Source organism: Hydrogenophaga sp. 2FB (assembly GCF_005503365.1).
In the GTDB taxonomy this organism is placed as follows: domain Bacteria; phylum Pseudomonadota; class Gammaproteobacteria; order Burkholderiales; family Burkholderiaceae_C; genus Hydrogenophaga.
Genome location: NZ_SCML01000063.1, coordinates 1 through 24,514 on the forward strand (window position 1 = coordinate 1; position 24,514 = coordinate 24,514).

Genomic DNA, 24,514 nt, shown 5'->3' on the forward strand with positions numbered 1-24,514 from the left:
CCCCAATTACCCCCACCCTGGCCGCGCAAGCGCCGGGGCTGGACATCCAATGCGAAAGCAACATATGAATACACCAAAGCGCACCGGCATATCCCTGGTTCAAACCGTCCAAACCGCCACGACACACCGCATGGTTACCTTGGGGTTCACTCCCGAGCAAGCCGCCCGCATCATTCGGGTGCGTCGTGTCCTGCCACTGGTTGAAGATCGCCATTGCCCGTCCATCGACGCCCGCAAGCTGTGGGAGAAGATCGGCAAACCCCACGGGCGCTTCAACGATTGGGCGGCTGCCTACATCAAGCCGCTGATGCACCGCGCCGACTTAACTACGGAAATCTCCGTACTAAAAACCCCTGTGCGAGGCACCGCCCGCATCGACTATCGCCTGAGCAGGGATATCGCAGCCCATCTCTGCATGTTGACGAACACAGCAGAGGGTGCGCTGGTCCGGGGTTACTTCCTCGACATGGAAGACTTGGCCTTGCGGCTGGTGACCCACGGCGCCGTTCGCGTGTGGGCCATCGTGGGCATCGACAACAGCGTCACGCACCTGATGCACAAGCGAGCCGGCGACGATGCCAAGGCGGGAAGGATCAGCAGGGCTGCAGTTCGCGGCACCGCGCTGGACAGGGAGCGCCTCTTGAAGGCCACAGTGTGTGAAGTCCTCACGGGCCACGCACCCGGATACTGGCGGACAACGCATGGACGTTCGGTTCGGGATGTACTTGATACCGAAGACCTCCACATCTACAGCCAGTGCTACGAAACCGCGAGAGCGGCAATTGAAACGGGCGCGAACTCGCGGCCCGCATTGATCAAGTATCTGCGCAAGCCCTACGGAGGCCGCGTAAGTTCCGCCAAGTACCGCAATGGCACGGCGGTGGGTAGCTCGGCATGACCAAGCTCGAACTCAACAGCCGTATGCCCTACATGCTCATGAACTGGGCAGAGCACGACACCCGAACGGCTCGCCTGTCGTTGGAAGAGCGCGGCATGTTTGATGTCGCCCGCTCCGCCTTGTGGCGTGTGGCCGGTTGCAAGATGCCGCTCGACGCCTTGAAGTTGCGCCTTCGTGTGGCCGCCGCGTCACCTCAGGAGGCTCTGCTGGATACGTTGGTGGCCCTTGATCTGCTGACCGTGGACGGCACCGGGTGGGTCTACGACGATGTGCAAGTTCGTGAGTTTGAAGCTGCTGTGCAGAAGGCCGAGACCAACCGCGAGAACGGCAGGAGGGGGGGAAGGCCGAAACGTCAGGAGCCGTCACCGTCCCAGCCATCGGCACCCGCCCGAGAGGTGGATCGTGCGGACTTCTGAGAAACCCACCGGTTGCGGTTCGCTTTTGGTTCGCTAAGGCATACATGATCCAACACCCATGAACCAAGACCCATCACACGAGATTCAATGATGTGATGGGCATTGTGGTGGACGACCACGGGGAGATTTCTCTCCTGTGGTCTCCTCACATACGTGGCTTCGTTGGAGGCTCGCGCAGGTACGGCACTATCTGTAAACGCGGTTGGCCTTCAGACCGTCGCTACCTTTGCGGTGACCATCCACTCAGATGTAACTCGAAGCAGAGACCCATGACCGTAGCCATGCCCGTAGGTGTCGCCAGTGTCCTTCTTCCCATGGCCCGTGATTGCGTCACTGATGTCCTTGGGGCACTGTACGGCCCGCAGCTGGTCTTTGACGGTATGGCGTAGGTCGTGGCAGGTGTGCGCGAGCGTCTGCCTCCGTAACCACGCGTTGAGGGCGTTCGAGGCGTGTGTGGCCTTGCACATGGTCTCATTGGTGTACTGAGGGAACGCGAAGAATTGATTGGGTGTGGCTCCAGCCTTCAGGCGTTGGGCCGCCCACAGCGCAGACCCAAGCAACGGGACGGTGCGGTCCTTGACCCCTCGAATGCCCTTGGCACCCTTGATATCGCGCCAGGGGTGAACCTGCAAGATGACGTGAGGAATCGAGGCCTCCAAAACGATGTCTTCAAGCGGGAGCCCCACGATTTCGGCCAGGCGTGCGCCCGTGCCTGCCAGCATCAGCAGAATCAAGCGCATCGGGTCGGCCTTCGCTCGACAGGCCGCATCCATCGTCGCTAGCTCGGTCGCTGTGAACGGCTCGCGGTGGTTCTTGTCGTGGCCTTCCTTGGGAATCTGCAACGACGCAAAGGGGTTGGGTCGGGAGAGGTCTTTCTCGCGGATGTACGTAGCGAACACAGCGGACAAGACGCCCAGGCGGCGGCGCACGGTGGCGGTTTTGACCGTGCCCAGCGAACTCTCCAGGTAGCTGCGGGCGTCGCCGCGTCCGAAGTCGTCTATGGCCTTGTCACCGGTCACCGCAATGAGCCCATCGAAGGCCCGGCGCTGGTAGGTCACGAAGCGCTCGTTGTCGCGTTGCGGGTGAATCCCTAGGTGCAACTCCAGTGCATCGGTGAGGGAGTCCCGCGTCTTCCCGTGCAGAAGTCGCCCCGCTTCAATCTCCACTGGGCTCAGGTAATCCTCGGGCGCAGCTTCGTGGTATTCCTCATCGTCACCGCCCGCGTACTGCATGCGCTTGTTGTCCATGTGGTCATGGAGCAATTCAATCGCCATCGGGTGGTTTTCGGTGGTTCCTGGCACCACGCCGCGAGCCTTCAGGAACGCCGTCGCGTGAACCTTGAGGGCCTTCGGGGAAGATTCTGGAGAGGCGCGAAGCCCATTCCATTCGGCCTCCAGCTTGGCATTCAACGCGGATGCCATGCGAGCTACCTTGATCGGGTCGGCTGTCTTCAGGTCTTGCTTGAAATTGGCACCGGGATAGCGTTCGCGCAGGTCAGTAGGAATAGCCCGCTGGTAGATCGTGGTTCTACCTCGGGGGTACGTGTACTTGATGGTCACTTGCAGGAGGCCAAGGGAAAGATGCATGGGGCAGAACTACCACAGGTTCTACCACGCTTGAGCCCTTGAAATCGCCCGGAACCCACTGTCTATGCGGGTTCCGGGACTTATTGGTGGTGCCGGAGAGATGAATCGAACACCCGACCTTCTCATTACGAATGAGCTGCTCTACCGACTGAGCTACACCGGCAACGCCCGAGATTATAGCTCGGTGTGAATCAGGTCTTCTGGTGGTAGCTGGTGACCCGCTCCACCTCGTTCTTCGACCCCAGGATCACGCTCACGCGTTCGTGCAGTTTGCCGGGCTGGATGTCCAGAATGCGCTGGTGGCCGTTGGTGGCCGCGCCGCCGGCTTGTTCGACCAGCCAGCTCATCGGGTTGGCTTCGTACATCAGGCGCAGCTTGCCGGGCTTGTTCGGTTCGCGCTTGTCCCAGGGGTACATGAAGATGCCGCCGCGCGTGAGGATGCGGTGCACGTCGGCCACCATGCTGGCGATCCAGCGCATGTTGAAGTCCTTGCCGCGCTCGCCTTCCTTGCCGGCCAGGCATTCGTCCACATAGCGCTTCACCGGGGCGTCCCAGTGGCGCATGTTGCTCATGTTGATCGCGAATTCCTTGGTGTCGGCCGGGATCTGCACATGCTCCTGGGTCAGCACGAAGGAGCCTTGTTCGCGGTCGAGCGTGAACATGGCCACGCCGTCGCCCACGGTGAGCACCAGCGTGGTCTGCGGGCCGTACACGCAGTAGCCGGCAGCCACCTGGTGTGAGCCGGCCTGCAGGAAGTCGTGCTCGCTCACGCCGGCGCTGCCTTCGGGCTTCTTCAGCACGCTGAAGATGGTGCCGATGCTGACGTTCACGTCGATGTTGCTGGAGCCATCGAGCGGGTCGAACAGCAGCAGGTATTCACCTTGCGGGTAGCGGTTGGGCACGACGTAGATGCTGTCCATCTCCTCGCTGGCCATGGCCGCGAGGTGGCCGCCCCATTCGTTGGCTTCGATCAGCACCTCGTTGGCGATGATGTCGAGCTTCTTCTGCATCTCGCCTTGCACGTTTTCCGTGGAGGCGGCGCCGAGCACGCCACCGAGGTCGCCTTTGTTGACGGCCTGGCTGATGCTCTTGCAGGCGCGCGCCACCACTTCGAGCAGCAGGCGCAGTTGGGACGGGATGTGGCCGTCGACGCGTTGTTGTTCGACGAGGTAGCGGGTGAGGGAGATGCGTTGGGTCATGGCAGTCGTGTGTGGGGAATCAGTCGGCCAGCGCGCGGGTGATGACTTCGCGCACGTCGTTGCTGAGGTTGGTTCGGGCCGCCACGCGGGCGATGGCTTCGCGCGCCGCGCCGCGGTAGGGTTCGGCGAGTTTTTTCCAGCGGTCGAGCGCACGCGCCAGGCGCGCCGCGACCTGCGGGTTGAACGCGTCGAGTTCAACCACGCGCTCGCTCCAGAACATGTAGCCAGCCGCGTCGGCGCGGTGGAAGGCGCCGGGGTTGGCGTTGCAGTAGCTGAAGATGACGCTGCGCGCGCGGTTGGGGTTCTTGAGGTTGAAGTCGGCGTGCTTCGTGAGCGCACGCACGGCCGGCAGCACGTTGCCGTCGCGGTCGGGCGCGCTGGCCTGCAGGGCGAACCATTTGTCGAGCACCAGGGCTTCGTCGCGGAACAGGCTGTGGAAGCGCGCAAGTGCATCGCGGGCGAGCGCGTGCCCGCTCACCACCAGGGCCGAGAGCGCGTTGAAGCGGTCGGTCATGTTGCCGGCGTCCTTGAAATGCTGGTAGGCCTTGCCAGGCCACACGGTGTCACCGGTGTGGCGCGAGGCCAGGCACAACATGCCGAGCGACAGGCCCGCAAGGGCGCGGCGGCCGGTGCTCAAAGGATCGGGTTGGTAGGCGCCGTTGTCCTTGTGGTGCTCGAACGCCCAGGCCCAGTCGTCCTGCAGGGCGCTGGCGAGCTGCAGGCGCATGGCTTCGCGCACGGCGTGCACGCGTTGCGGGTCGACTTCGGCCAGCTGCTCGGCGATGTAGGTTTCGCTCGGCAGCGTGAGCACGAGTTCCTTGAATGCGGCATCGAGCTGGTGGTGGCGCAGCACGTCGCGCATGGCGCCGAGGAAGGCGCCGTCCAGCGGCGCGTCGGGCAACTCGCCACTGGCGAGGATGGCCTTGAGCGCGCGGCGCAGGGCCAGGCGCTGGCCGGCTTCCCAGCGGTTGAACGGGTCGGGGTCGGACGCGAGCAGCGTGAGCAGTTGCGCGTCGGTGTAGTGGCATTCGAGCACGACCGGCGCGGAGAAACCGCGCAACAGCGAGGGCACGGGCGCGCTGTCGAGGTTCACGAAGGTGAAGCTTTCGCTGGCCTGCGTGAGCACGAAGGTGCGGCTGCCGGTCTCGGCTTGCGTCCAGTGCGCCAGCTGCAAGGGCAGTTGCTGACCGTCGGCGCTCAGCAGGCCGAGCGACACCGGGATCACGAAGGGTTCCTTGGCGACCTGGCCCGGTGTGGGCAGGCAACTTTGCGACAGCGTGAGCGTGTAGGTGCGCGCGGCTTCGTCGTACACGCCTTCGGCCTGCACGTGCGGCGTGCCGGCCTGGCTGTACCAGCGCTTGAACTGCGGCAGCAGGCGGGTGAGGTCGCTATCGGGGTTGGCGTCGGCGATGGCCTGGGCGAAGTCGTCGCAGGTGACGGCCTGGCCGTCGTGGCGCTCGAAGTAGAGCTTCATGCCCTTGGCAAAGCCTTCGCGCCCGACCAGGGTCTGCATCATGCGCACGACTTCGGCGCCTTTTTCGTAGACCGTGACGGTGTAGAAGTTGTTGATCTCGGCGTAGCTGTCGGGCCGCACCGGGTGGGCCATGGGGCCGGCGTCTTCGGGGAACTGGGCGGTGCGCAGCACGCGCACGTCTTCGATGCGCTTGACCGCGCGCGCCGAGGGCTCGGCGCACAGGTCCATGCTGAACTCCTGGTCGCGGAAGACGGTGAGGCCTTCCTTCAGGCTCAGCTGGAACCAGTCGCGGCAGGTGACGCGGTTGCCGGTCCAGTTGTGGAAGTACTCGTGGCCCACCACCGACTCGATGTTGGCGAAGTCGGTGTCGGTCGCGGTGGCGCTGTTGGCCAGTACGTACTTGGTGTTGAAGATGTTGAGGCCCTTGTTCTCCATCGCGCCCATGTTGAAGTCGCTGGTGGCGACGATCATGAAGCGCTCGAGATCGAGCGGCAGGCCAAAGCGCGCTTCGTCCCAGGCCACGCTGTGGATCAGCGAGTTCATCGCGTGTTCGGTCTTGTCCATGTCGCCGGGGCGCACGTAGACCTGCAGCAGGTGCTTGTTGCCGCTGCGCGAGGTGATGCGCTGTTCGCGCGCCACGAGTTGACCGGCCACGAGCGCGAACAGGTAACACGGCTTCTTGTGCGGATCGATCCATTTGGCGAAGTGGCGGCCATCGGGCAGGGCGCCTTCTTCCACCAGGTTGCCGTTGGACAGCAGCACCGGGTACTTGGCCTTGTCGGCGCGCAGCGTCACCGAGTAGCTGGCCATCACGTCGGGACGGTCCAGGAAGTAGGTGATGCGGCGAAAGCCCTCGGCTTCGCATTGCGTGAAGAAGGTGCCCTGGCTCACGTAGAGGCCCATGAGCTGCGTGTTCTTCTCGGGCACGCAGATCGTGAAGATCTCCAGATCGAACGGCTCGTGGCCTTCGGGGAGCGATTCCAGCACGAGCTGGTCGCCTTCGATCTTGAACGAGCAGCCCGCGCCATTGACCAGCACCCGCGCGAGGTTCAGCTCTTCGCCATTAAGGCGCAGCGCCTGTGTCGGCACGTCCGGGTTGCGGCGCAGGCGCATCTTGTTGAGCACGCGGGTCTTGGCCGGGTCCAGGTCGAAGCAGAGGTCGACGGTGTCGATCCAGTAGGCCGGGGCGGCATAGTCTTCGCGGCGAACCACGGTGGTGGGGCCTTCACGCAATGAGCTCATGTTCAGACGCCTTGTTTGAGGGAAGCTTCAATGAAGGGATCGAGATCGCCGTCCAGCACCTTCTGCGTGGCGGAGATTTCGACGTTGGTGCGCAGGTCCTTGATGCGGCTGTTGTCCAGCACGTACGAGCGGATCTGGTGGCCCCAGCCCACATCGGTCTTGGTGTCTTCGAGCTTCTGCTGTTCTTCCTGCTGCTTGCGCAGCTCGTGGTCGTACAGGCGCGAACGCAGGCGTTTCCACGCCACGTCGCGGTTGCTGTGCTGGCTGCGGCCGTCCTGGCACTGCACCACGATGCCGGTGGGGATGTGCGTGAGGCGCACGGCCGAGTCGGTCTTGTTGATGTGCTGGCCGCCCGCGCCCGAGGCGCGGAAGGTGTCGGTGCGCACGTCGGCCGGGTTGATGTTGATCTCGATCGAGTCGTCCACCTCCGGGTACACGAAGATGGACGCGAACGAGGTGTGGCGCCCGCCGGACGAATCGAACGGGCTCTTGCGCACCAGCCGGTGCACGCCGGTTTCGGTGCGCAGCAGGCCGAACGCATACTCGCCTTCGACCTTGATGGTCGCGCTCTTGATGCCGGCGGTGTCGCCCTCGGACTCGTCTTCGATGGTGGTCTTGAAGCCCTTGCGCTCGGCGTAGCGCAGGTACTGGCGCAACAGCATGCTGGCCCAGTCGCAGGCTTCGGTGCCGCCCGCGCCGGCCTGGATGTCCACGAAACAGTTCAGCGGATCGGCCGGGTTGTTGAACATGCGGCGGAATTCGAGCTTCTCCACCTCGGCCGCGACCTTGGCGGCTTCGCCTTCGATGGTGACCAGGCCGGCGATGTCGCCGTCTTCGCTCGACATCTCGAACAGCTCGGTGTTGTCGGCAAGCTCACCGGTGAGGCGGTCGAGCACCAGCACCACGTCTTCCAGGGATTTCTTTTCGCGGCCCAGGTCCTGGGCGCGTTTGGGGTCGTTCCAGACCGTCGGGTCTTCGAGTGCGGACTCGACTTCCTTCAACTTCGATGCTTTGGCATCGTAGTCAAAGATACCTCCGGAGTTCGACCACGCGGGTGGTCAGGTCTTCGAGCTGGCTTCGGATGGCGTTGCTGCGTTCGGCTTCCATGGGGACGGTTTCCTGCTGTCTGTGTTCAAAGACAGCGATTTTCTCATGGGCCGGCCGGCACCGCAGGCGGCGGTGCCCGTCAGAAGCGCCAGCTGGTGCCCACCATGATGGCGGCGGTGCCGAGGATCTGCACTTCGACCGCGCTGCGGGGCGTGAGGCGGTAGCCGATGGCCGGGATGATGGCTGGCGAAAAGCCGCTCACGTTCATGGGCACCTTGCGCTCGTACTTGCCCACGTAACCATAAAGAATGCCTGCCGTCACCGAGGCGTAGACCTTGGGGTAGCGCGGAATGAGGCCGGGCCACGACTTGCCCACGAACGCGTAGGCCGAGGGTTGGCCGAACGAGTTGCGGAACAGGCTGATGCCGCAGAGGCGGTCGTCGGGCAGCAGGCGGCTCAGGCTGGCGGCGAACACCGGCCTGTGTTCGTCGTCGTGCTGCCAGTGGTGGGTGTAGGGCGAGAGGAAGGCTTCGTAGCGGGGCTCGGTCGAGCCCTCGGCAGCGGGTTCGTTGAGGCCGGGGCACAGCGACCAGTCGCTGGCCAGGACGGGCGACGACAGCGTGGCCAGAAGAGCGAGCGCCGACAGCGCGCGGGAGAGGGGGAATGTTCTGGGCATGGACAAGGGTAAAACCATGCGCCCAGTATGGCGTGTAGGACAGGAGGTGTTTGAAACAACCCGTAGTCCGATCGTGAAGCGCCCTGGAAGGCGCGAATCAGTCCGGCGCGAGAAAGAAATCTTCGAGCATGCGCGCCACTTCCCCCGGTTGGTCGTGGTGCATCATGTGCCCGGCGTCCTGCACCTCGGCGCTGCGCGCGTTGGGCACCGCCTTCAGGCGCTCGTGGAATTCGGCGAGCGTGAACTTGCCTTTCCACCAACCGCCCAGGCTGTCTTCGCTCGCGGTCACGCACAGCAGCGGCGCGCTGATGCGGCGGTACAGCTCCAGCGTTTCGTCCACTTTGAAGAGTTGGGCGTTGATGACCTTGTGGCCCGCATCGCCCAGGATCTCCCACGCACCTTGCGCATTGGGTGCGGCCCAGTGGCGCGCCAGCCAGTCGGCCTTGTCCTGCGACAGGCGCGGATTGGTTTTCATCAGGCGCTGCGCCACGCCGTCGACCGTGTCGTAGGCCTTGAGCGCCATCTCGCCGCGGTGCAGCGACTTGACCTGGTCCATCCACTGCGCGAGGCGCCCGGGCGCTTGCGAGGGCTTGGTTTCGGCCATGCCGAAACCTTCGAGGTTGACGAGGCGGCGGATGCGCTCGGGTCGCGCACCGCTGTAGAGCATGGACACGTGGCCGCCCATGCTGTGGCCCACCAGGTCGACCGCGCGCTCGCCGGCGTAGTGGTCGAGCAGGACGTCGAGGTCGGCGAGGTAGTCGGGGAACCAGTAGTTGTCGGGCGCCGGGCCGGGCGCGCGCGTGAGGCCGAAGCCGCGCCAGTCGGGCGCGATGATCCAGCGGTCGGTGCGCAAGGCATCGACCACGAACTGCCAGGACGCGGACACGTCCATCCAGCCGTGCACCAGCACCAGGGGTGGCCGCGCGGCATCGGGCTGGCCCCATTGGCGCACGTGGTAGTTCAGGTTGCGCACCGGGACGAATTCGGTGCGGGAAGGTTTCTGCTCTTGGTACATTCGTTCGATCATAGAGAACGAGATGGAGACCACCCATGCGACGGAGTCAAACCAGCGACAAGCCCCTCACGCCGTCCATGGACCTCTATGACAGCCTGCACCGGCGCTTTGGCTGGGAGGTGCCGACGCATTTCAACATCGCCGACGTCTGCATGCGCCGCTGGGCCGAGCGCCCCGCCACCGCCAGACGCACGGCGGTGATCGCCACCGCGCCCGGACAACCCGATCGCCGCCACAGCTACCGCGAACTGATGGAGCAGGCCAACCGCTTGTCCAACGCCCTGGCGGCGCTGGGCGTGCAGCGCGGCGACCGTGTGGCGATCGTGTTGCCGCAACGCTTTGAAACCGCAGTGGCCTACATGGCGGTGCTGCAGATGGGGGCGGTCGGCATGCCGCTGTCGCAACTGTTCGGCCCCGATGCGCTCGAATACCGCCTGCACGACAGCGAGGCCGTGCTCGCCATCTGCGACCAGCCGTCCATGTCCGCGTTGCTGGGCGTGCGCGAGAACTGCCCGCTGCTGCGTGGGGTGATCGGGCTCGATGGCGATGGCACGCCCGAGGGCATGCGGGCCGACCTGGACTGGTCCGAGTTGCTGGCGCAGGAGCCAGCCGAGTTCGACCCCGTGGCCACCCGCGCCGACGAAGCCGCCGTGCTCATCTACACCAGCGGCACCACCGGCAACCCCAAGGGCGCGCTCATTCCGCACCGCGCGCTCATCGGCAACCTGAGCGGTTTCGTGTGCAGCCAGAACTGGTTCGGCTTCGATCCCTTTGATGCATCGGCCCCGTCGAAGGCGGTGTTCTGGTCACCCGCCGACTGGGCCTGGACCGGGGGCCTGATGGACGCGTTGCTGCCCACGCTGACCTTCGGCCGAACCATCGTGGGCCACAACGGCCGTTTCAGCCCGCAACTGGCGTTCGAGCTGATGCAGCGCCATGGGGTGACGCACAGCTTTCTGTTCCCGACCGCGCTCAAGGCCATGATGAAGGCGGTGCCGAAGGTGCGGCCGAGCTACCGCCTCAAGCTGCAGGCCCTGATGAGCGCGGGCGAGGCCGTGGGGGACGCGGTGTTCGCCTACTGCCGCGACCAGCTCGGCGTGACGGTCAACGAGATGTTCGGCCAGACCGAGATCAACTACGTGGTGGGCAACTGCGCGCGGCTCTGGCCGGCCAAGCCCGGCAGCATGGGCAAGCCCTATCCGGGCCACCGCGTGGCGGTGATCGACGACGACGGCCAGGAGTGCGCGGTGGGAGTGCCGGGCGATGTGGCGGTGCACCGGCTGGATGTGCGCGGCGAACCCGACCCGATCTTCTTCCTCGGCTACTGGAAAAACGAAGCGGCCACGCGCGGCAAATTCACCGGCGACCCGGCCAGCAGCTGGTGCCGCACCGGCGACCTGGCGACGCGCGATGCCGACGGGTATCTCTGGTACCAGGGGCGCGCCGACGATGTGTTCAAGGCCGCGGGTTACCGCATCGGGCCGAGCGAGATCGAGAACTGCCTCGTGAAGCACCCGGCCGTGGCGAACGCGGCCGTGGTGCCCAAGCCCGATGCCGAGCGGGGTGCGGTGGTGAAGGCGTATGTGGTGCTGGCTTCGGGGCATGCGGGTTCGGATGCGCTGGTGGCCCAACTGCAGTCACATGTGAAAGGCATGCTCGCGCCCTACGAGTACCCGAAGGACATCGAGTTCATCGACGCTTTGCCGATGACGACGACGGGCAAGGTGCAGCGGCGGGTTTTGCGCTTGCGGGAGGAGGCTTTGGCGCGCGAGGCGCTTCGTTCGTAGATCTCGCGAGACTCGCGGGCGCGGGGTGCTCTGCTCCGCGGGTGTCCCCCGCCGGCTGGTGCCGGCTCCTCCTTTACCCCGCTGCGCAGAACACCCCACACCCACGAGCCCAAGTGGCGGTAACGCACCATGGATGAAAGCGCATGAGGGTGCCTGCGCGCTGCGGAAGAGGCTCGTTTCCATTCAACCGCTGGTTGAACCGGGGCGTCACTCTCGACGGATGGTGGGGTTCGCGGGCGCAGGCGCCAATTCGCGGTTGCCACAGAGTTTGAGTGAGGGAGCGGTGTTGACAAAGGGGTGTGGGCGCGCCCGGGCAGACGCCCGCGAGCAAGCGCCGGAGAACGCGGACCACGCCAGCCGTCAGCGCGAGGTTCCTCAAGAAAAAACAGGACTCAAACCAAGGGGCCGTCGAGGTCAGCGCGAGGGTGCCCCGAGCGAAACGGAACTCAAGCCAAGGGCCGCCGAGACCGAGACTGATCCCGCGCCACCTCGATGAACTCCAGCACCTCGGCACGCGGTTGAGAGCCCCGCCGCCACACCAATCCCACGTCGACCGTGGGCACGGCATCGCGCAAGGTCCGCACCTCCACGTGCTCCGCGTCCAGCGTCCAGGGGCGGTACAGAAAGTCCGGCAACACCGCCAACCCAGCACCCACCCCCACCAGAGACCGCACCGCTTCGAGCGACGAGGTGCGCAAGACCGTGCGCGGCTTGAGCTGGTGGCGCGCCCACACCGGGCGCATCAGCAGTTCGATGCGGTCCGCCTGCAGCACCACCAGGTCGTGCTGCACGCATTCGGCCAGGCCCACCTCCGCCTGCGAGGCCAGCGGGTGGTCGGCCGCCATCCACACGCGGTTCGGTGAGCGCGTGAGCGTCTCGGCCACCAGCGCCTGCGGTTCGCCCAGCGCGTTGCTCACCATGATCGCGATGTCCAGCTCGCCATTGATCAACAGGTGTTCGAGAAAAGGCGGGGCGTCTTCCACCACCTTCAGGTCCACCTCCGGGCAGGTGCGCCGAAAACGCGCGAACACTTCCGAGAGGTAATAACCGGCCACCAGGCTGGTCACGCCGATGGTGAGCGCGCCGCTCAGCGGGGTGGCGCCGGGGTGCACGTCGCGCGTGGCGTCGGCCACCGCGCCGATCACGCGCCGCGCCTTCACCAGGAAACGGTGCCCCTCGGGCGTGAGCCGCATGCCCTTGGGGCTGCGCTCGAACAGCAGCACACCAAGTTCGTCTTCCAGCTCCAGCACGCTCTTGGTGATGGCCGACTGCGCGATGCTGAGCATGCGCGAGGCCGCGGCCACGGAGTCCGATTCGGCCACCGCGAGGAAATAACGGAACTGCTTGAGCGTGATGTGCCGGTTCACTGCTGCGGTGCCAAAAAGATATGGGTAAACCCTTGATCTCTATTTTCGAGATAGCTTACCGCAGCAATATTGAATTTTGAAAGCGCGGGTGGGCTTCATACGATGCGCTGCAGACGGCCCGCCGGGCGGTGGGCTGCGTTTCTGAAACCGTTCTTCATCGAAGGTGATCGACCCATGAAACTCGCACAACGCCCCCTCGCCCGCACCGTCGCGGGTCTCGTGACGACGGCCCTGTCCCTGCTCATCCTGGTGCCCGCCGCGCAGGCGCAATCGGCGCTGAAGAAGCTGGGCAAAGGCGAAGGACAGGTCGACATCGTGGCCTGGGCCGGCTACATCGAACGCGGCCAGACCGACAAGAACTTCGACTGGGTGACCGATTTCGAGAAGAAGACCAGCTGCAAGGTCAACGTGAAGACCGCCGGCACGTCCGACGAAATGGTCGCGCTCATGAACGAGGGCGGTTTCGACCTCGTGACCGCCTCGGGCGACGCGTCCATGCGCCTCATCGCCGGCAAGCGCGTGCAGCCCGTCAACGTGGACCTGATCCCCAGCTACAAGTCCGTGGACCCGCGCCTGCAGAAAGCGCCCTGGCACTACGTGAACAACACGCACTACGGCACGCCGTACCAGTGGGGCTGGAACGTGCTCATGTACAACACCACCGTGTTCAAGGACAAGCCACCCACCAGCTGGAACGTGGTGTTCGAGGAAACGACGCTGCCCGACGGCAAGAGCAACAAGGGCCGCGTGCAGGCCTTCGACGGCCCGATCTACATCGCCGACGCCGCGCTCTATCTGATGAAGAAGAACCCGGCGCTGGGCATCAAGGATCCGTACGAACTCACCGAGGCGCAGTACAAGGCCGCGCTCGACCTGCTGCGCGGCCAGCGCAAGCTGGTCGGCAAGTACTGGCACGACGCCTTCGTGCAGATCGACGACTTCACCAACGAAGGCGTGGTGGCCTCGAGCAGCTGGCAGTTCATGGCCAACATCCTCAAGAGCAAGAACCGCCCGGTGGCCACCGTGGTGCCGGCCGAAGGCGCGACCGGGTGGGCCGACACCACCATGCTGCATGCCGATGCCAAGCACCCGAACTGCGCCTATATGTGGATGGAGCACTCGCTCAACACCAAGCTGCAGGGCGATCTCGCGGCCTGGTTCGGCTCGGTGCCTTCGGTGCCCGCGGCCTGCAAGGGCAACAAGCTGCTGACCGACCAGGGCTGCGCCAACCAGGGCTACAACAGCTTCGAGAAGATCTCGTTCTGGAAGACGCCGACGAGCAAGTGCACGACACAGAACAACAACTGCGTGCCGTACCACAAGTGGGTCTCCGACTACATCGCGGTCCTCGGGGGACGCTGATCCCATGACGGTTGCTGTCACGCTTGAAGGTGTGTCCTGCGTGTTCGGCAGCGGTGCGCAGGCCCTGCGCGCTGTCGATCACGTGGACCTCACCATCGAAGGCGGGGAGTTCTTCACCTTGCTCGGACCCTCGGGTTCGGGCAAGACGACCTGCCTGCGCATGATCGGCGGCTTCACGCTGCCGACCTCGGGGCGCATCCTCATCGGCGGACAGGACGTGTCGCACCTGCCGCCGTACGCGCGGCCGGTGAACACGGTGTTCCAGGACTACGCGTTGTTCCCGCACATGAACATCCGCGACAACGTGGCCTACGGGCTGATGGTGCAAGGCGTGGAGCGCCGTGCGCGTCATGCGCGCGTCGAGCAGATGCTGGACCTGGTGCGGCTCTCCGGGGTGGGCGAACGCCGGCCCGGCCAGCTCTCGGGTGGCCAGCGCCAGCGGGTGGCGTTGGCGCGCGCGCTCATCAACCAGCCGCAGGTGCTGCTGCTCGACGAGCCGCTGGGCGCGCTCGACCTCAAGCTGCGCGAGCAGATGCAGACCGAACTGAAGGCGCTGCAACGGCAACTGGGCATCACCTTCCTTTTCATCACGCACGACCAGCACGAGGCGCTTTCGATGAGCGACCGCATCGGCGTGTTCAACAAAGGCCGGCTGGAACAGGTGGGCGCACCGCAGGCGATCTACAACCAGCCGGCCACGCGTTTCGTCGCCGAGTTCGTCGGCGCGGCCAACGTGTTCGACGGCGCGCGCGCCCGCGAGCTCGCCGGCGTGGACAGCGTCATGCTGCGGCCCGAGCGCATCCGCCTGGGCGCACCGCGGCAGGCGCGCCTGAGCGGTTCGGTGATCGACGCGCAGTACTTCGGCTCGTTCTCGCGCGTGCGGGTGGACTGGGCCGGTGAAGCGGTGTCGGTGGACCTCAATCCCGAGCACCACCCCGAACTGCCCACGCCGGGCGACACCGTGCACCTGCACTGGCAAGCCGATGCGGTGCACCCGCTGCAAGGCGTGGCGCCATGAACCTGGCCTTGCCCACCATGGCGGTGGCGCCCCGCCACGGCGCGCTGCGCCGGCTCTCGGACCTGCTCTACACGCGCCGCGGCCTGCTGCTGGCCGCGCTGCTCGGGCCACCGCTGCTGTGGTTCGGCGTGGTCTACCTGGGCTCGTTGTTCGCGCTGCTGGCCAACAGCTTCTTCGCGCTCGACGAGTTCTCCGGCGTGGTCAACCGCACGGAACTCACGCTGCAGAACTTCCGCGAGATGACCGACCCCGCCAACGTGGACGTGGTGCTGCGCACCGTGGCCATGGCGGTCAGCGTCACGCTGGCCTGCGGCGTCATCGCCTTCCCCATCGCGTACACCATGGCGCGTTATGCGCGCGGCCCGCTGAAGGCGCTGCTCTACATCGCCGTGATGCTGCCGCTGTGGTCGAGCTACCTCGTGCGCCTGTACGCGTGGAAGCTGCTGCTGGCCAAGGAGGGCGCGATTTCCTGGGTGCTGGCCGAGGTGCACATGACCTGGCTGCTCGACGCGGTGCTGTCCACGCCCGGCATCGGCGGCAACTCGCTCTCGTTCTCGCGCCTGGGCACCTTCATCGTCTTCGTCTACATGTGGCTGCCCTTCATGATCCTGCCGATCCAGGCCGCGATCGAGCGCATCCCGGGTTCGCTGCTCGAAGCCTCGAGCGACCTCGGCGCGCGCTCGGGCACCACGTTCTGGAAGGTCATCTTTCCGCTCGCCATGCCGGGCATCGCGGCCGGTTCCATCTTCACCTTCTCGCTCACGCTGGGCGACTACATCATTCCGCAGGTGATTGGCGACTCCACGCTGTTCATCGGCCAGGTGGTGTACCGGCAGCAGGGTGTGGCGGGCAACGTGCCGTTCGCCGCCGCGTTCTCGCTCGTGCCCATCGTGGTGATTGGCGTCTACCTGTGGATCGCCAAACGCCTGGGGGCCTTCGATGCGCTCTGACCCTTCGCGCGCCGGCTGGGGCCTGAAGGCCGCGACCTGGGCGGGCGTGCTGTTCCTGCACATCCCGCTCGCGCTCATCATCCTCTACGCCTTCAGCGCGGAAGACAAAAGTTATGTGTTCCCACCGCCTGGGCTGACCACGCAGTGGTTCGCCGCCGCCTGGGCGCGCGAGGACGTGTGGGCCGCCATCGGCCTGTCGTTCCGCGTCGCGCTGGTGGCCACCGCGCTGGCGATGGTGCTGGGCACGCTGGCCGCGGCGGGCCTGGCGCGCACGCGCTTCTTCGGCCGCGATGCGATCTCGCTGCTGCTGATCCTGCCGATCGCGCTGCCCGGCATCCTCACCGGCATCGCGCTGCGCACGGCGTACCACACGGTGGAGATCCCGTTCAGTTTCTGGACCATCGTGATCGGCCACGCCACCTTCTGCGTGGTGGTGGTCTACAACAACGCGGTGGCGCGGCTGCGGCGCACCAGCCCCTCGCTGATCGAGGCCTCGATGGACCTCGGCGCCGACAGCTTCCAGACCATCCGCTACGTGATCCTGCCGCAGCTCGGGTCGGCCTTGCTCGCGGGTGGGCTGCTCGCCTTCGCGCTGAGCTTCGACGAGGTGATCGTCACCACCTTCACCGCGGGCCAGCAGACCACGTTGCCGATCTGGATGCTGCAGGAACTCATCCGCCCGCGCCAGCGGCCCGTCACCAACGTGGTGGCGGTGGTGATCATCGCGCTCACCTTCATCCCCATCCTGGTGGCGTACTACCTCACGCGCGCCGACGAACAACCTGCCGGGCGCTGAGCCCGCACCCCTTTTCACCGAATGGAGACCACCATGGGAAAGACCCCCGATGTGCAGATCCCGATGTCGACCGAGCTGTTCATCGACGGCCAGTTCGTGATCGGCGAAGGCGAGGCCGAGCGCGTGCTCAACCCGGCCACGGGCGAGGTGATCGCCAAGGTACCCGAGGCCTCGTACGAGCAGATCCACAAGGCGGTGCTGGGCGCCAGCCGCGCGTTCGACAGCTGGAGCGACACCACGCCGATGGAGCGCTCGCGCCTGCTGCTCAAGGTGGCCGACGCGATCGAGCAGCGCGCCGCGCAGTTCGCGCGCCTGGAGTCGCTCAACTGCGGCAAGCCGTACCTGCGCGCGCTGGAAGACGAGATCCCGGCGATCGTCGACTGCTTCCGTTTCTTCGCGGGCGCGGCGCGCTGCATGAGCGGTTCGGTCGCGGGCGAATACCTGCCGGGCCATACCAGCATGATCCGTCGCGACCCGGTGGGCGTGGTCGGCTCGATTGCGCCGTGGAACTACCCGCTGATGATGGCGGCGTGGAAATGCGCGCCCGCGATCGCGGCGGGCAACACCGTGGTGCTCAAGCCCAGTGAGCAGACGCCGCTGACCACGCTGATGCTCGCGCGCGTGATCGCCGAGATCCTGCCCAAGGGCGTGTTCAACGTCATCTGCGGCCGTGGCCCTAGCGTGGGCCAGCCGCTGGTGGAGCACCCGCTGGTGCGCATGGTCTCGCTCACCGGCGACGTGTCCACCGGCCGCAAGATCCTGCAGGCCGCCACCGGCACGCTCAAGCGCACGCACCTCGAGCTGGGCGGCAAGGCACCGGTGATCGTGTTCGACGACGCCGACATCGACGCGGTGGTGGAGGGCATCCGCACCTTCGGCTACTACAACGCGGGGCAGGACTGCACCGCGGCCTGCCGCCTCTATGCGGGTGCCAAGGTGTACGACCGCCTGGTGGGCGACCTGAGCAGCGCGGTCAAGACCATCCAGATGGGCACGCAGGACGAGCCTGGCGTGGAACTCGGCCCGCTGATCACCGACCGGCAGCGCGACCGCGTGGCCAGCTTCGTGGAGCGCGCGCAAATGGTGGGCCACATGGAAGTGACGGCGGGCGGCAAGATGCGCGCGGGCAGTGGGTTCTTCTACGAACCCACGGTGATCGCCGGTGCGCGGCAGGACGACGAGATCGTGCGCCGCGAGGTGTTCGGCCCCGTGGTGTCGGTCACGCGCTTCACCGACCCTGACGAGGCCGTGACCTGGGCCAACGATTCGGACTACGGCCTGGCCTCGTCGGTGTGGACGCAGGACGTGTCGCGCGCGCTGCGTGTGGCGCGCAAGCTGCAGTACGGCTGCACCTGGATCAACACCCACTTCATGCTCGCCAACGAAATGCCGCACGGTGGCATGAAGGCCAGCGGCTATGGGAAAGACATGTCGATGTACGCGCTGGAGGACTACACGGTAGCCCGCCACATCATGGCCAAACTGTGAAGTGGCGTAAAAAAACCCGGCACTGCCGGGTTTTTTGTGAAGCGTGCGCCGATCAGCGCGCTGCTGCGGGCTCGGCCACGTAGATTTCCACGCGGCGGTTGGCGGCGCGGCCCTGGGCGGTGCCGTTGTCGGCGACCGGCTGGCTCGAGCCGCGGCCATCGGTGGCGATGCGGGTGGCCGCGACGCCGCGGGACACCAGGTAGTCGCGCGTGGCATTGGCGCGGTCGAACGACAGCGGGTTGTTCACCGCGTCACTGCCGGTGCTGTCGGTGTGGCCGACGATGGCGACAGCGGTCACCGGGTTGGCGTTGAGGGTGCCGGCGAACTGGCCCAGCACGCGCTGCAGCGTGGGGCTCACCGTGGAGCGGCCGGTGGCGAAGCCGGCGTCGGCGGGCACGTCGAGCTTCAGCCGGTTGTCCGTGGTCTGGCTCACGCCGATGCCGGTGCCGGCCGTGGCGGCTTCCATCTGCTTCTTCTGTTCCTGCATCTTGTTGGACCAGACGTAGCCGCCCACCGCACCCGCGCCCGCACCCAGCACCGCGCCGGTGGCCGCGCCCTTGGAGCCGCCCGTGGCCGCGCCGAGCAGCGCGCCCGCGACGGCGCCGATGCCGGCGCCCTTGGCGGTGCCGCTTTGCGTTTCAGTCATGTTGGCGCAGCCGGCAAGGGCGAGCGCGGCGGTCAGGGTCGTGATGGTCAGGCCGCGGGTCAGTTGGGTCTTGATTTGCGTCATGTGTTTTCTCCACTGCGTTATTGATGAGGTTGACGAAGGGTGCGGGATAACAGCTTGAACGAGAACGCGGGTCTTCCCGAAGGGCCCGCACAGGCTCACGCTGGTGCACTCTAAACTTATACCCTGCCCCATGGGCACGACAACTTCCCGCACTCCTATTTACAAATACTTGCATGACACCAGTTTCATTGGGCGCGAGCGCGCTGAAGGTAACGCCCATCTGCCTGGGCACGATGACGTTTGGCGAACAGGTGAACGAAGCCACCGCGCACCACATCCTGGACCGCGCGGTGGAGCGCGGCATCAATTTCCTCGACGCGGCCGAGATGTATTCGGTACCCGCGCGCGCCGAAACCTGCGGCTCGACCGAAACCATCATCGGCAACTGGTTCGCGAAACGCCCCGGCGCACGCGAGAAGCTCGTGGTGGCCACCAAGGTCGCCGGCCCGGCGCGCGGCATGCCGTGGCTGCGCCCTGACGTGTCCAGGGCCGGCATCATCGAAGCGTGTGAAGGCAGCCTGCGCCGCCTGCAGACCGACGTGATCGACCTGTACCAGATCCACTGGCCCGCGCGCAACCTGCCCGCCTTTGGCGCGCTGTACTTCGACCCCGCCAAGGACAAGCCCGTGCCCTCGGTGCTGGAGCAACTCGAAGCGATGGCCGACCTGGTGAAGGCCGGCAAGATCAAGGCGGTGGGCCTGTCCAACGAATCGCCCTATGGCGTGCACGAGTTCGTGCGCCTGGCCGAGCAACACGGCCTGCCGACCGTGGCCACGGTGCAGAACCCGTACTGCCTGATCAACCGCAGCTATGAAAACGGCCTGGACGAAACCTGCCACCGCCTGAGTGTGTCGCTGCTGGCGTATTCGCCGCTGGGCTTTGGCCTGTTGAGCGGCAAGTACGACGAAACCGGTCTGGTCGGCAACGCGGGCCGCATGGCGATTTACGACTCGATGCGCAAGCAGCGCTGGGGCCGCCCCGAAGCGCTGGAGACCGCACGGCGCTACAACGCGCTGGCGCGCGAGCATGGCCTCACGCCGACGCAACTCGCGCTGGCCTTCTGCTACACCAACTGGCGCGTGGCCAGCACCATCATCGGCGTGACCACGGTGGCCCAGCTCGACGAATGCCTGGATGCGTGGGGCACGACGCCGTCCAAGGACTTGCTCGCGGCAGTCGACGCCATCCGCTGGACGTCGCGCGACCCCGCGCAATGAGCGGGAGCACCCCCGCCGCGCTTCGCGCGACCCCCTCAAGGGGGCGATGCCTGCGGCCTGGCAAAGCCAGTTCCGCGGCATCTCTGGAAAAGGGCGCAGCAGGTTGGCGTTGATGGACTTTTTTGTATGGCCAAGAAGACCCACGTGAGTGAGACGCCCGCCACCGCCTGGCTCAAGGCGCATGGCGTGGCGTTCACCGAGCATCCTTACGAGTACCTGGAGCACGGCGGCGCGCAGCACAGCGCGCAGGTGCTCGGCTTCGATCCGTTCGCGGTGGTCAAGACCTTGATCATGCAGGACGAGGCCGCCAAGCCGCTGGCGGTGCTGATGCATGGCAACCGCACGGTGTCGACCAAGAACCTGGCGCGGCAGATCGGCGCGAAGTCGGTCGAGCCTTGCAAGCCCGAGGTGGCGAACCGGCACAGCGGTTTTCTGGTCGGTGGAACCTCGCCCTTCGGCCTCAAGCGCGCCATGCCGGTGTGGGTGGAAGCGTCGGTGCTGGCGCTGCCGAAGATCTGGATCAACGGCGGGCGGCGCGGTTTTCTCGTCGGCATCGATCCGGCGGTGTTGTCCGGTCCCTTGGGCGCCAGGCCGGTGAACTGCGCGCTGGCAGAATAGCCAGCCCAACACCCGCGCCAATACCGTGCACAGACGCGGCGATTCGAAGCGCTCGAGGAGACCCTTGCATGACCTATTCCCTGCTGGCCACGGTGGCCGCCTACCTGATTGGCTCGTTGTCGTTCGCGGTTCTCGTGAGCCGGCTCATGGGCCTGAACGACCCGCGCACCTATGGCAGCAAGAACCCTGGCGCCACCAACGTGCTGCGCTCGGGCAACAAGGCGGCGGCACTCATCACGCTGCTGCTCGATGCCCTCAAGGGCTGGCTGCCGGTGGTGGCGGTGAAATGGTGGGGAGAGGCCTATGGCCTGGGTGACGGCACGGTGGCGCTGGTCGGTCTGGCGGCCTTCCTGGGCCACCTCTACCCGGTGTTCTTCCGTTTCCAGGGCGGCAAAGGTGTGGCCACGGCGGCCGGTGTGATCGTCGGGTTCAACCCCTGGCTGGGGCTGGCGGCCTTGGCCACGTGGGTGATCATCGCGGTGTTCTTCCGCTACTCGTCGCTGGCGTCCATCGTCACCGCGGTGTTCGCGCCGGCGTACTTTCTGCTCGGCAACCGCGTGGCCTGGAACGCCCCGGGTGTGATGGTGCTGGCGCTGGCCGTGATGGCCGTGCTGCTGGTGTGGCGCCATGCGGAAAACATCAACCGCCTGATCGCCGGCAAGGAAAGCAAACTGGGAGCGAAGAAGACATGAGCGATTCACACATCACCCGCATCGGCGTGGCCACACGCTACAGCGAAGCCGCCGTGTTCAATGGCGTGGTCTATCTCGCCGGCATGGTGCCCGAGCGCGGCGACACCGACATCACGGGCCAGACGCAGGACGTGCTGGAGCAGGTGCACCAGCGCCTGCAGGAAGCGGGAAGCGACAAGTCGCGCATCCTGCGCACGCAGATTTTTCTGGCGGACATCGCCGACATCGGCGCGATGAACGCGGTGTGGGACGCCTGGGTGGTGCCGGGCACCGCGCCACCGCGTGCCACCGTGCAGGCGGCCTTGGCCGATCCAGCCTGGCGCATCGAGATCGTGGTGACCGCCGCCGTGGCCGGCGAGAGGGTTTGATCCAGAAACACCGAGGAACCGACTTTGTCGGGCCTCAGGTGTTGCCCCCTTGAGGGGGTGGCGTGAAGCGCCGCGGGGGTGCTTTTCCTAGTACCGCCGGTCCAGCGTCAACTGGTCGTTGTTGCGCTGCATTTGAAAGCGTGTGAGGAAGCTGTTGCCCAGCAGCACATAGGTCATGGATTGCGGCAGCACGATGGCGGCCACACCATGCACCTGCGCGCTGCCGATGCGCACGGAGTCCAGCTGCACCTGGTGCCCCAGCACCTGGCCATTGGCGGTGCTCACGGAGACCTTGCGGCCCTTGGTGTAGTCGAGGTTGATGCGCCTGGCGTCGGACTCGCTGAGGATGACGGCAGTCGCGCCCGTGTCGACCATGAACTGCACCGCGCGTCCATTGATCTGGCCCGCCGGCAAAAAGTGGCCGCGCGAATCGGCGGTGAGCACGATGCGTTGCGCGCCCGACCCTTCGGCGCCGGCGGGTCGGCCCACGCTCACCGGCGCATCGCCCACGCGCAGCGTCTGGCGTTGGCCATTGATGTCGAACACGGCCGCATCGCCCTGCGTGCTCAGCAGCTTCACGCCTTGGTGCGCTTGTCCGGGTGCCAGGAAGCGCGGCGAGGCGCCATCGATGTTCACCAGCGCCTTGCCTCCTGCCACGCCCGAGAGCGCGACTTGTTGGGCCAAGGCAGATGGCGCCACACCCCACAGAGCCACAGCAACGAGCGAGGCTACGCCCATCCAGAGGTGCCGCGGAACCGGCTTTGCCGGGCCGCGGGCACCGCCCCCCAGGCGGGGGGTGACGCCGCAGGCGGCGCGGGGGGTGTTCATTCAGTCTCTGAAGTTGTTGAACGACAGCGGCAGGTCCTTCAACTCGCTGCGGATCAGCGCCATGGCCGCCTGCAGATCGTCGCGCTTGGTGCCGGTCACGCGCACCGCATCGCCTTGAATGGCGCCTTGCACCTTCAGTTTGCTGCCCTTGATGACCTGCTGGATCTTCTTGCCGTCTTCGGTGCTGATGCCGTTGCGCACCTTGACGACCTGCTTGACCTTGTCGCCGCCGGCTTTCTCCACTTTGCCGACGTCGAGAAAGCGCGCGTCCACGCCGCGTTTGGTGAGCTTGCCGCGCAGCACGTCGTCGATCTGCTGGAGCTGGAAGTCGGCGTCGCCGTGCAGGATGATTTCCTTTTCCTTCTCCTTGAGCTCGATCGCGGCACTGGTGCCTTTGAAATCGAAGCGCGTGCCGATCTCGCGCGTGACCTGGTCGACCGCGTTTTTCACTTCGACGAAATCGGCTTCGAGTACGGTGTCAAAAGAAGGCATGGCTGAAGAATCCTGGGGGTGGGTGAGACAATCCAAGAATGGTAGTCGAGAACAACGTGGCGCTCCAGCCATACAACAGTTTTGGCATCGTTGCGCGCGCGCAGCGGCTCGTGCGCGTGCGCCAGGAAGCCGATCTCATCGAACTCATGACCAGTGCCAACTGGCCCGTGCTCACCCGCGAGGCCCCTCCGTTCGTGCTGGGCGGTGGCAGCAACCTGGTGATCACGGGTGACGTGAAGCCGCTGGTGATCAAGATGGAGATTCGCGGGCGGCGCCTGATCGAGGAGACCGACAAAGGCTGGCTGGTGGAAGCGGGCGCGGGCGAGAGCTGGCACGAAACCGTGCGCTGGACGCTGGAGCAGGGCTGGCCCGGTCTGGAAAACCTGGCGCTGATTCCGGGTTGCGTGGGCGCCTCGCCGGTGCAGAACATCGGTGCGTACGGCGTGGAGTTGCAGGACCGGTTCAGCGAGCTGGACGCGATCGACCTGCAGACCGGGCAGGCGTTCACGCTGAACGCCGCGCAATGCGGCTTCGGCTACCGCGACTCGGTGTTCAAGCACACACCAGCCGGCGACAAAGGTTTTGGATTGGCCGGGCGCGCCGCCATCACCCGCGTGCGTTTCTGGCTGCCCAAGCCCTGGAAGCCGGTGCTGGGCTATGCGGATCTGGAGCGCAAGATCGCCGAAACCGGCATTGCCCATCCGGACGCACAGCAGATCTTCGACTGGATCTGCGCGATCCGCAGCGCCAAGTTGCCCGACCCGGCGGTGATCGGCAACGCCGGCAGCTTCTTCAAGAACCCCACCGTGAGCGAGGACCAGTGCGCCGACATCATCGCGCGCGATCCGAAGGTGGTGCACTACCCGATGGCCGACGGCAGCATCAAACTGGCGGCGGGCTGGTTGATCGACGCCTGCGGCTGGAAGGGCCGGGGTGTGGGTAACGCGGGGGTGTACGAGAAGCAGGCCCTGGTGTTGGTGAACCGCGGTGGCGCCACGGGTGGCGAGGTGATGACCTTGGCCAAGGCGATCCAGACCAGTGTGTATGAGCGCTTCGGGATTCTTCTGGAGCCTGAGCCTGTGGTGGTCTGACGGGGGTTTTCTTCGCTCCTCCGTGCACGCAACCATGTGCGCACCTACACCCCTCAAGATCGGGGTGACCTGGCGTTCTGCGCAGCGGGGTAAAGGAGGAGCCGGCACCAGCCGGCGGGGGACACCCACGGAGCAGAGCGCCGGGGCGCCCCGATCC

Annotated in this window: 23 protein-coding genes and 1 tRNA gene; 13 read left to right on the forward strand and 11 right to left on the reverse strand. The window is 65.9% G+C overall.

Annotation, left to right across the window (positions count from 1 at the left end):
• Together FFS09_RS26215 and FFS09_RS26220 are read left to right on the forward strand one after the other, a co-directional pair.
• Positions 1-898, forward strand: an 898-nt coding sequence (locus FFS09_RS26215) for an antA/AntB antirepressor family protein (protein ID WP_212745164.1), incomplete at its 5' end; no start/stop codon positions are given.
• Entirely contained in the window at positions 895-1,314 is a 420-nt protein-coding gene (locus FFS09_RS26220; RefSeq protein ID WP_137921887.1) for a hypothetical protein, read from the forward strand. The genes FFS09_RS26215 and FFS09_RS26220, both read left to right, overlap by 4 nt.
• Before the next feature lie 209 nt (positions 1,315-1,523).
• Here FFS09_RS26220 and FFS09_RS26225 read toward each other — a convergent pair whose 3' ends face one another.
• The 7 genes from FFS09_RS26225 to FFS09_RS26255 form a co-directional block, all read right to left on the reverse strand.
• Positions 1,524-2,900 (reverse strand): tyrosine-type recombinase/integrase, encoded by a 1,377-nt coding sequence (locus FFS09_RS26225; RefSeq protein ID WP_137921888.1) that lies wholly within the window; start codon positions 2,898-2,900, stop codon positions 1,524-1,526.
• Positions 2,901-2,987: 87 nt separating this feature from the next.
• Positions 2,988-3,063 (reverse strand) — tRNA-Thr (locus tag FFS09_RS26230).
• A gap of 28 nt (positions 3,064-3,091) precedes the next feature.
• A complete protein-coding gene (locus tag FFS09_RS26235; protein WP_137921889.1) occupies positions 3,092-4,099 on the reverse strand; it encodes a class 1 fructose-bisphosphatase in 1,008 nt (335 codons plus the stop codon).
• Between the two features lie 19 nt (positions 4,100-4,118).
• On the reverse strand, positions 4,119-6,815 hold the full coding sequence (gene pepN / locus FFS09_RS26240) for an aminopeptidase N (RefSeq protein ID WP_171020202.1): 2,697 nt from the start codon (positions 6,813-6,815) through the stop codon (positions 4,119-4,121).
• A 2-nt stretch (positions 6,816-6,817) separates the two neighbouring features.
• A protein-coding gene (prfB, locus tag FFS09_RS26245) for a peptide chain release factor 2 (protein ID WP_137921890.1) occupies positions 6,818-7,922 on the reverse strand; the annotation gives its coding sequence in 2 pieces (ribosomal slippage) (positions 6,818-7,840 and positions 7,842-7,922; 1,104 coding nt in all).
• 79 nt (positions 7,923-8,001) lie between these two features.
• Positions 8,002-8,538 (reverse strand): hypothetical protein, encoded by a 537-nt coding sequence (locus FFS09_RS26250; RefSeq protein WP_137921891.1) that lies wholly within the window; start codon positions 8,536-8,538, stop codon positions 8,002-8,004.
• 97 nt (positions 8,539-8,635) lie between these two features.
• Complete coding sequence (locus FFS09_RS26255; RefSeq protein ID WP_137921918.1) at positions 8,636-9,553, reverse strand: alpha/beta fold hydrolase; 918 nt, start codon at positions 9,551-9,553, stop codon at positions 8,636-8,638.
• Between the two features lie 35 nt (positions 9,554-9,588).
• On the opposite strand from FFS09_RS26255, the gene FFS09_RS26260 reads away from it, so the two are divergent.
• Positions 9,589-11,340 carry an acetate--CoA ligase gene (locus FFS09_RS26260; protein WP_137921892.1) on the forward strand — a complete coding sequence of 584 codons (1,752 nt, stop codon included), beginning with the start codon at positions 9,589-9,591 and terminating at the stop codon, positions 11,338-11,340.
• Positions 11,341-11,786: 446 nt separating this feature from the next.
• Here FFS09_RS26260 and FFS09_RS26265 read toward each other — a convergent pair whose 3' ends face one another.
• Positions 11,787-12,707 (reverse strand): LysR substrate-binding domain-containing protein, encoded by a 921-nt coding sequence (locus FFS09_RS26265; RefSeq protein WP_212745165.1) that lies wholly within the window; start codon positions 12,705-12,707, stop codon positions 11,787-11,789.
• Between the two features lie 174 nt (positions 12,708-12,881).
• On the opposite strand from FFS09_RS26265, the gene FFS09_RS26270 reads away from it, so the two are divergent.
• Genes FFS09_RS26270 through FFS09_RS26290 form a run of 5 tightly spaced genes read left to right on the forward strand, consistent with a single transcriptional unit; the run spans position 12,882 to position 18,321 of the window.
• Positions 12,882-14,069: an ABC transporter substrate-binding protein gene (locus tag FFS09_RS26270; RefSeq protein ID WP_137921893.1), complete on the forward strand. Its 1,188-nt coding sequence runs from the start codon at positions 12,882-12,884 to the stop codon at positions 14,067-14,069.
• 4 nt (positions 14,070-14,073) lie between these two features.
• The gene (locus tag FFS09_RS26275; RefSeq protein ID WP_137921894.1) at positions 14,074-15,087 is read left to right on the forward strand and encodes an ABC transporter ATP-binding protein; all 1,014 of its coding nucleotides are present in this window, start codon (positions 14,074-14,076) and stop codon (positions 15,085-15,087) included.
• Positions 15,084-16,037, forward strand: coding sequence for an ABC transporter permease (locus FFS09_RS26280; RefSeq protein WP_137921895.1), 954 nt, complete (start codon positions 15,084-15,086; stop codon positions 16,035-16,037). The genes FFS09_RS26275 and FFS09_RS26280 overlap by 4 nt, the downstream gene beginning before the upstream one ends.
• Positions 16,027-16,833 carry an ABC transporter permease gene (locus tag FFS09_RS26285; RefSeq protein WP_137921896.1) on the forward strand — a complete coding sequence of 269 codons (807 nt, stop codon included), beginning with the start codon at positions 16,027-16,029 and terminating at the stop codon, positions 16,831-16,833. Before FFS09_RS26280 ends, FFS09_RS26285 begins: the two co-directional genes overlap by 11 nt.
• A 33-nt stretch (positions 16,834-16,866) precedes the next feature.
• The gene (locus FFS09_RS26290) at positions 16,867-18,321 is read left to right on the forward strand and encodes a gamma-aminobutyraldehyde dehydrogenase (RefSeq protein WP_137921897.1); all 1,455 of its coding nucleotides are present in this window, start codon (positions 16,867-16,869) and stop codon (positions 18,319-18,321) included.
• 52 nt (positions 18,322-18,373) lie between these two features.
• Here the strand turns inward: FFS09_RS26290 and FFS09_RS26295 are convergent, their stop codons facing one another.
• Entirely contained in the window at positions 18,374-19,051 is a 678-nt protein-coding gene (locus FFS09_RS26295; RefSeq protein ID WP_137921898.1) for a YiaD family glycine zipper/OmpA-like lipoprotein, read from the reverse strand.
• Between the two features lie 173 nt (positions 19,052-19,224).
• On the opposite strand from FFS09_RS26295, the gene FFS09_RS26300 reads away from it, so the two are divergent.
• From FFS09_RS26300 to FFS09_RS26320, 4 genes are all read left to right on the forward strand, one after another.
• On the forward strand, positions 19,225-20,268 hold the full coding sequence (locus FFS09_RS26300) for an aldo/keto reductase (protein WP_137921899.1): 1,044 nt from the start codon (positions 19,225-19,227) through the stop codon (positions 20,266-20,268).
• 126 nt (positions 20,269-20,394) lie between these two features.
• The gene (locus FFS09_RS26310; protein ID WP_137921901.1) at positions 20,395-20,886 is read left to right on the forward strand and encodes an aminoacyl-tRNA deacylase; all 492 of its coding nucleotides are present in this window, start codon (positions 20,395-20,397) and stop codon (positions 20,884-20,886) included.
• Between the two features lie 68 nt (positions 20,887-20,954).
• A complete protein-coding gene (plsY, locus tag FFS09_RS26315; protein WP_137921902.1) occupies positions 20,955-21,578 on the forward strand; it encodes a glycerol-3-phosphate 1-O-acyltransferase PlsY in 624 nt (207 codons plus the stop codon).
• On the forward strand, positions 21,575-21,946 hold the full coding sequence (locus tag FFS09_RS26320; RefSeq protein ID WP_137921903.1) for a RidA family protein: 372 nt from the start codon (positions 21,575-21,577) through the stop codon (positions 21,944-21,946). Before plsY ends, FFS09_RS26320 begins: the two co-directional genes overlap by 4 nt.
• An 87-nt stretch (positions 21,947-22,033) precedes the next feature.
• Here FFS09_RS26320 and FFS09_RS26325 read toward each other — a convergent pair whose 3' ends face one another.
• Together FFS09_RS26325 and FFS09_RS26330 are read right to left on the reverse strand one after the other, a co-directional pair.
• Positions 22,034-22,684 (reverse strand): retropepsin-like aspartic protease family protein, encoded by a 651-nt coding sequence (locus FFS09_RS26325; RefSeq protein WP_137921919.1) that lies wholly within the window; start codon positions 22,682-22,684, stop codon positions 22,034-22,036.
• A 90-nt stretch (positions 22,685-22,774) separates the two neighbouring features.
• Entirely contained in the window at positions 22,775-23,266 is a 492-nt protein-coding gene (locus tag FFS09_RS26330; RefSeq protein WP_137921904.1) for a YajQ family cyclic di-GMP-binding protein, read from the reverse strand.
• 38 nt (positions 23,267-23,304) lie between these two features.
• Here FFS09_RS26330 and murB point away from each other — a divergent pair, with 38 nt between their 5' ends.
• Positions 23,305-24,357, forward strand: coding sequence for a UDP-N-acetylmuramate dehydrogenase (murB, locus tag FFS09_RS26335; RefSeq protein ID WP_137921905.1), 1,053 nt, complete (start codon positions 23,305-23,307; stop codon positions 24,355-24,357).
• Positions 24,358-24,514: the final 157 nt, after the last annotated feature.

Bases quoted from the DNA above. Each gene is read 5' to 3' on its own strand.
- FFS09_RS26280 (WP_137921895.1), top strand. From the start codon at position 15,084: ATGAACCTGGCCTTGCCCACCATGGCGGTGGCGCCCCGCCACGGCGCG.
- FFS09_RS26260 (WP_137921892.1), top strand. From the start codon at position 9,589: ATGCGACGGAGTCAAACCAGCGACAAGCCCCTCACGCCGTCCATGGAC.
- FFS09_RS26275 (WP_137921894.1), top strand. From the start codon at position 14,074: ATGACGGTTGCTGTCACGCTTGAAGGTGTGTCCTGCGTGTTCGGCAGC.
- FFS09_RS26270 (WP_137921893.1), top strand. From the start codon at position 12,882: ATGAAACTCGCACAACGCCCCCTCGCCCGCACCGTCGCGGGTCTCGTG.
- FFS09_RS26235 (WP_137921889.1), bottom strand. From the start codon at position 4,099: ATGACCCAACGCATCTCCCTCACCCGCTACCTCGTCGAACAACAACGC.
- FFS09_RS26285 (WP_137921896.1), top strand. From the start codon at position 16,027: ATGCGCTCTGACCCTTCGCGCGCCGGCTGGGGCCTGAAGGCCGCGACC.
- FFS09_RS26250 (WP_137921891.1), bottom strand. From the start codon at position 8,538: ATGCCCAGAACATTCCCCCTCTCCCGCGCGCTGTCGGCGCTCGCTCTT.
- FFS09_RS26255 (WP_137921918.1), bottom strand. From the start codon at position 9,553: ATGTACCAAGAGCAGAAACCTTCCCGCACCGAATTCGTCCCGGTGCGC.
- FFS09_RS26225 (WP_137921888.1), bottom strand. From the start codon at position 2,900: ATGCATCTTTCCCTTGGCCTCCTGCAAGTGACCATCAAGTACACGTAC.
- plsY (WP_137921902.1), top strand. From the start codon at position 20,955: ATGACCTATTCCCTGCTGGCCACGGTGGCCGCCTACCTGATTGGCTCG.
- FFS09_RS26295 (WP_137921898.1), bottom strand. From the start codon at position 19,051: ATGACGCAAATCAAGACCCAACTGACCCGCGGCCTGACCATCACGACC.
- FFS09_RS26290 (WP_137921897.1), top strand. From the start codon at position 16,867: ATGGGAAAGACCCCCGATGTGCAGATCCCGATGTCGACCGAGCTGTTC.
- murB (WP_137921905.1), top strand. From the start codon at position 23,305: ATGGTAGTCGAGAACAACGTGGCGCTCCAGCCATACAACAGTTTTGGC.
- FFS09_RS26330 (WP_137921904.1), bottom strand. From the start codon at position 23,266: ATGCCTTCTTTTGACACCGTACTCGAAGCCGATTTCGTCGAAGTGAAA.
- FFS09_RS26300 (WP_137921899.1), top strand. From the start codon at position 19,225: ATGACACCAGTTTCATTGGGCGCGAGCGCGCTGAAGGTAACGCCCATC.
- FFS09_RS26220 (WP_137921887.1), top strand. From the start codon at position 895: ATGACCAAGCTCGAACTCAACAGCCGTATGCCCTACATGCTCATGAAC.
- FFS09_RS26325 (WP_137921919.1), bottom strand. From the start codon at position 22,684: ATGGGCGTAGCCTCGCTCGTTGCTGTGGCTCTGTGGGGTGTGGCGCCA.
- pepN (WP_171020202.1), bottom strand. From the start codon at position 6,815: ATGAGCTCATTGCGTGAAGGCCCCACCACCGTGGTTCGCCGCGAAGAC.
- FFS09_RS26320 (WP_137921903.1), top strand. From the start codon at position 21,575: ATGAGCGATTCACACATCACCCGCATCGGCGTGGCCACACGCTACAGC.
- FFS09_RS26310 (WP_137921901.1), top strand. From the start codon at position 20,395: ATGGCCAAGAAGACCCACGTGAGTGAGACGCCCGCCACCGCCTGGCTC.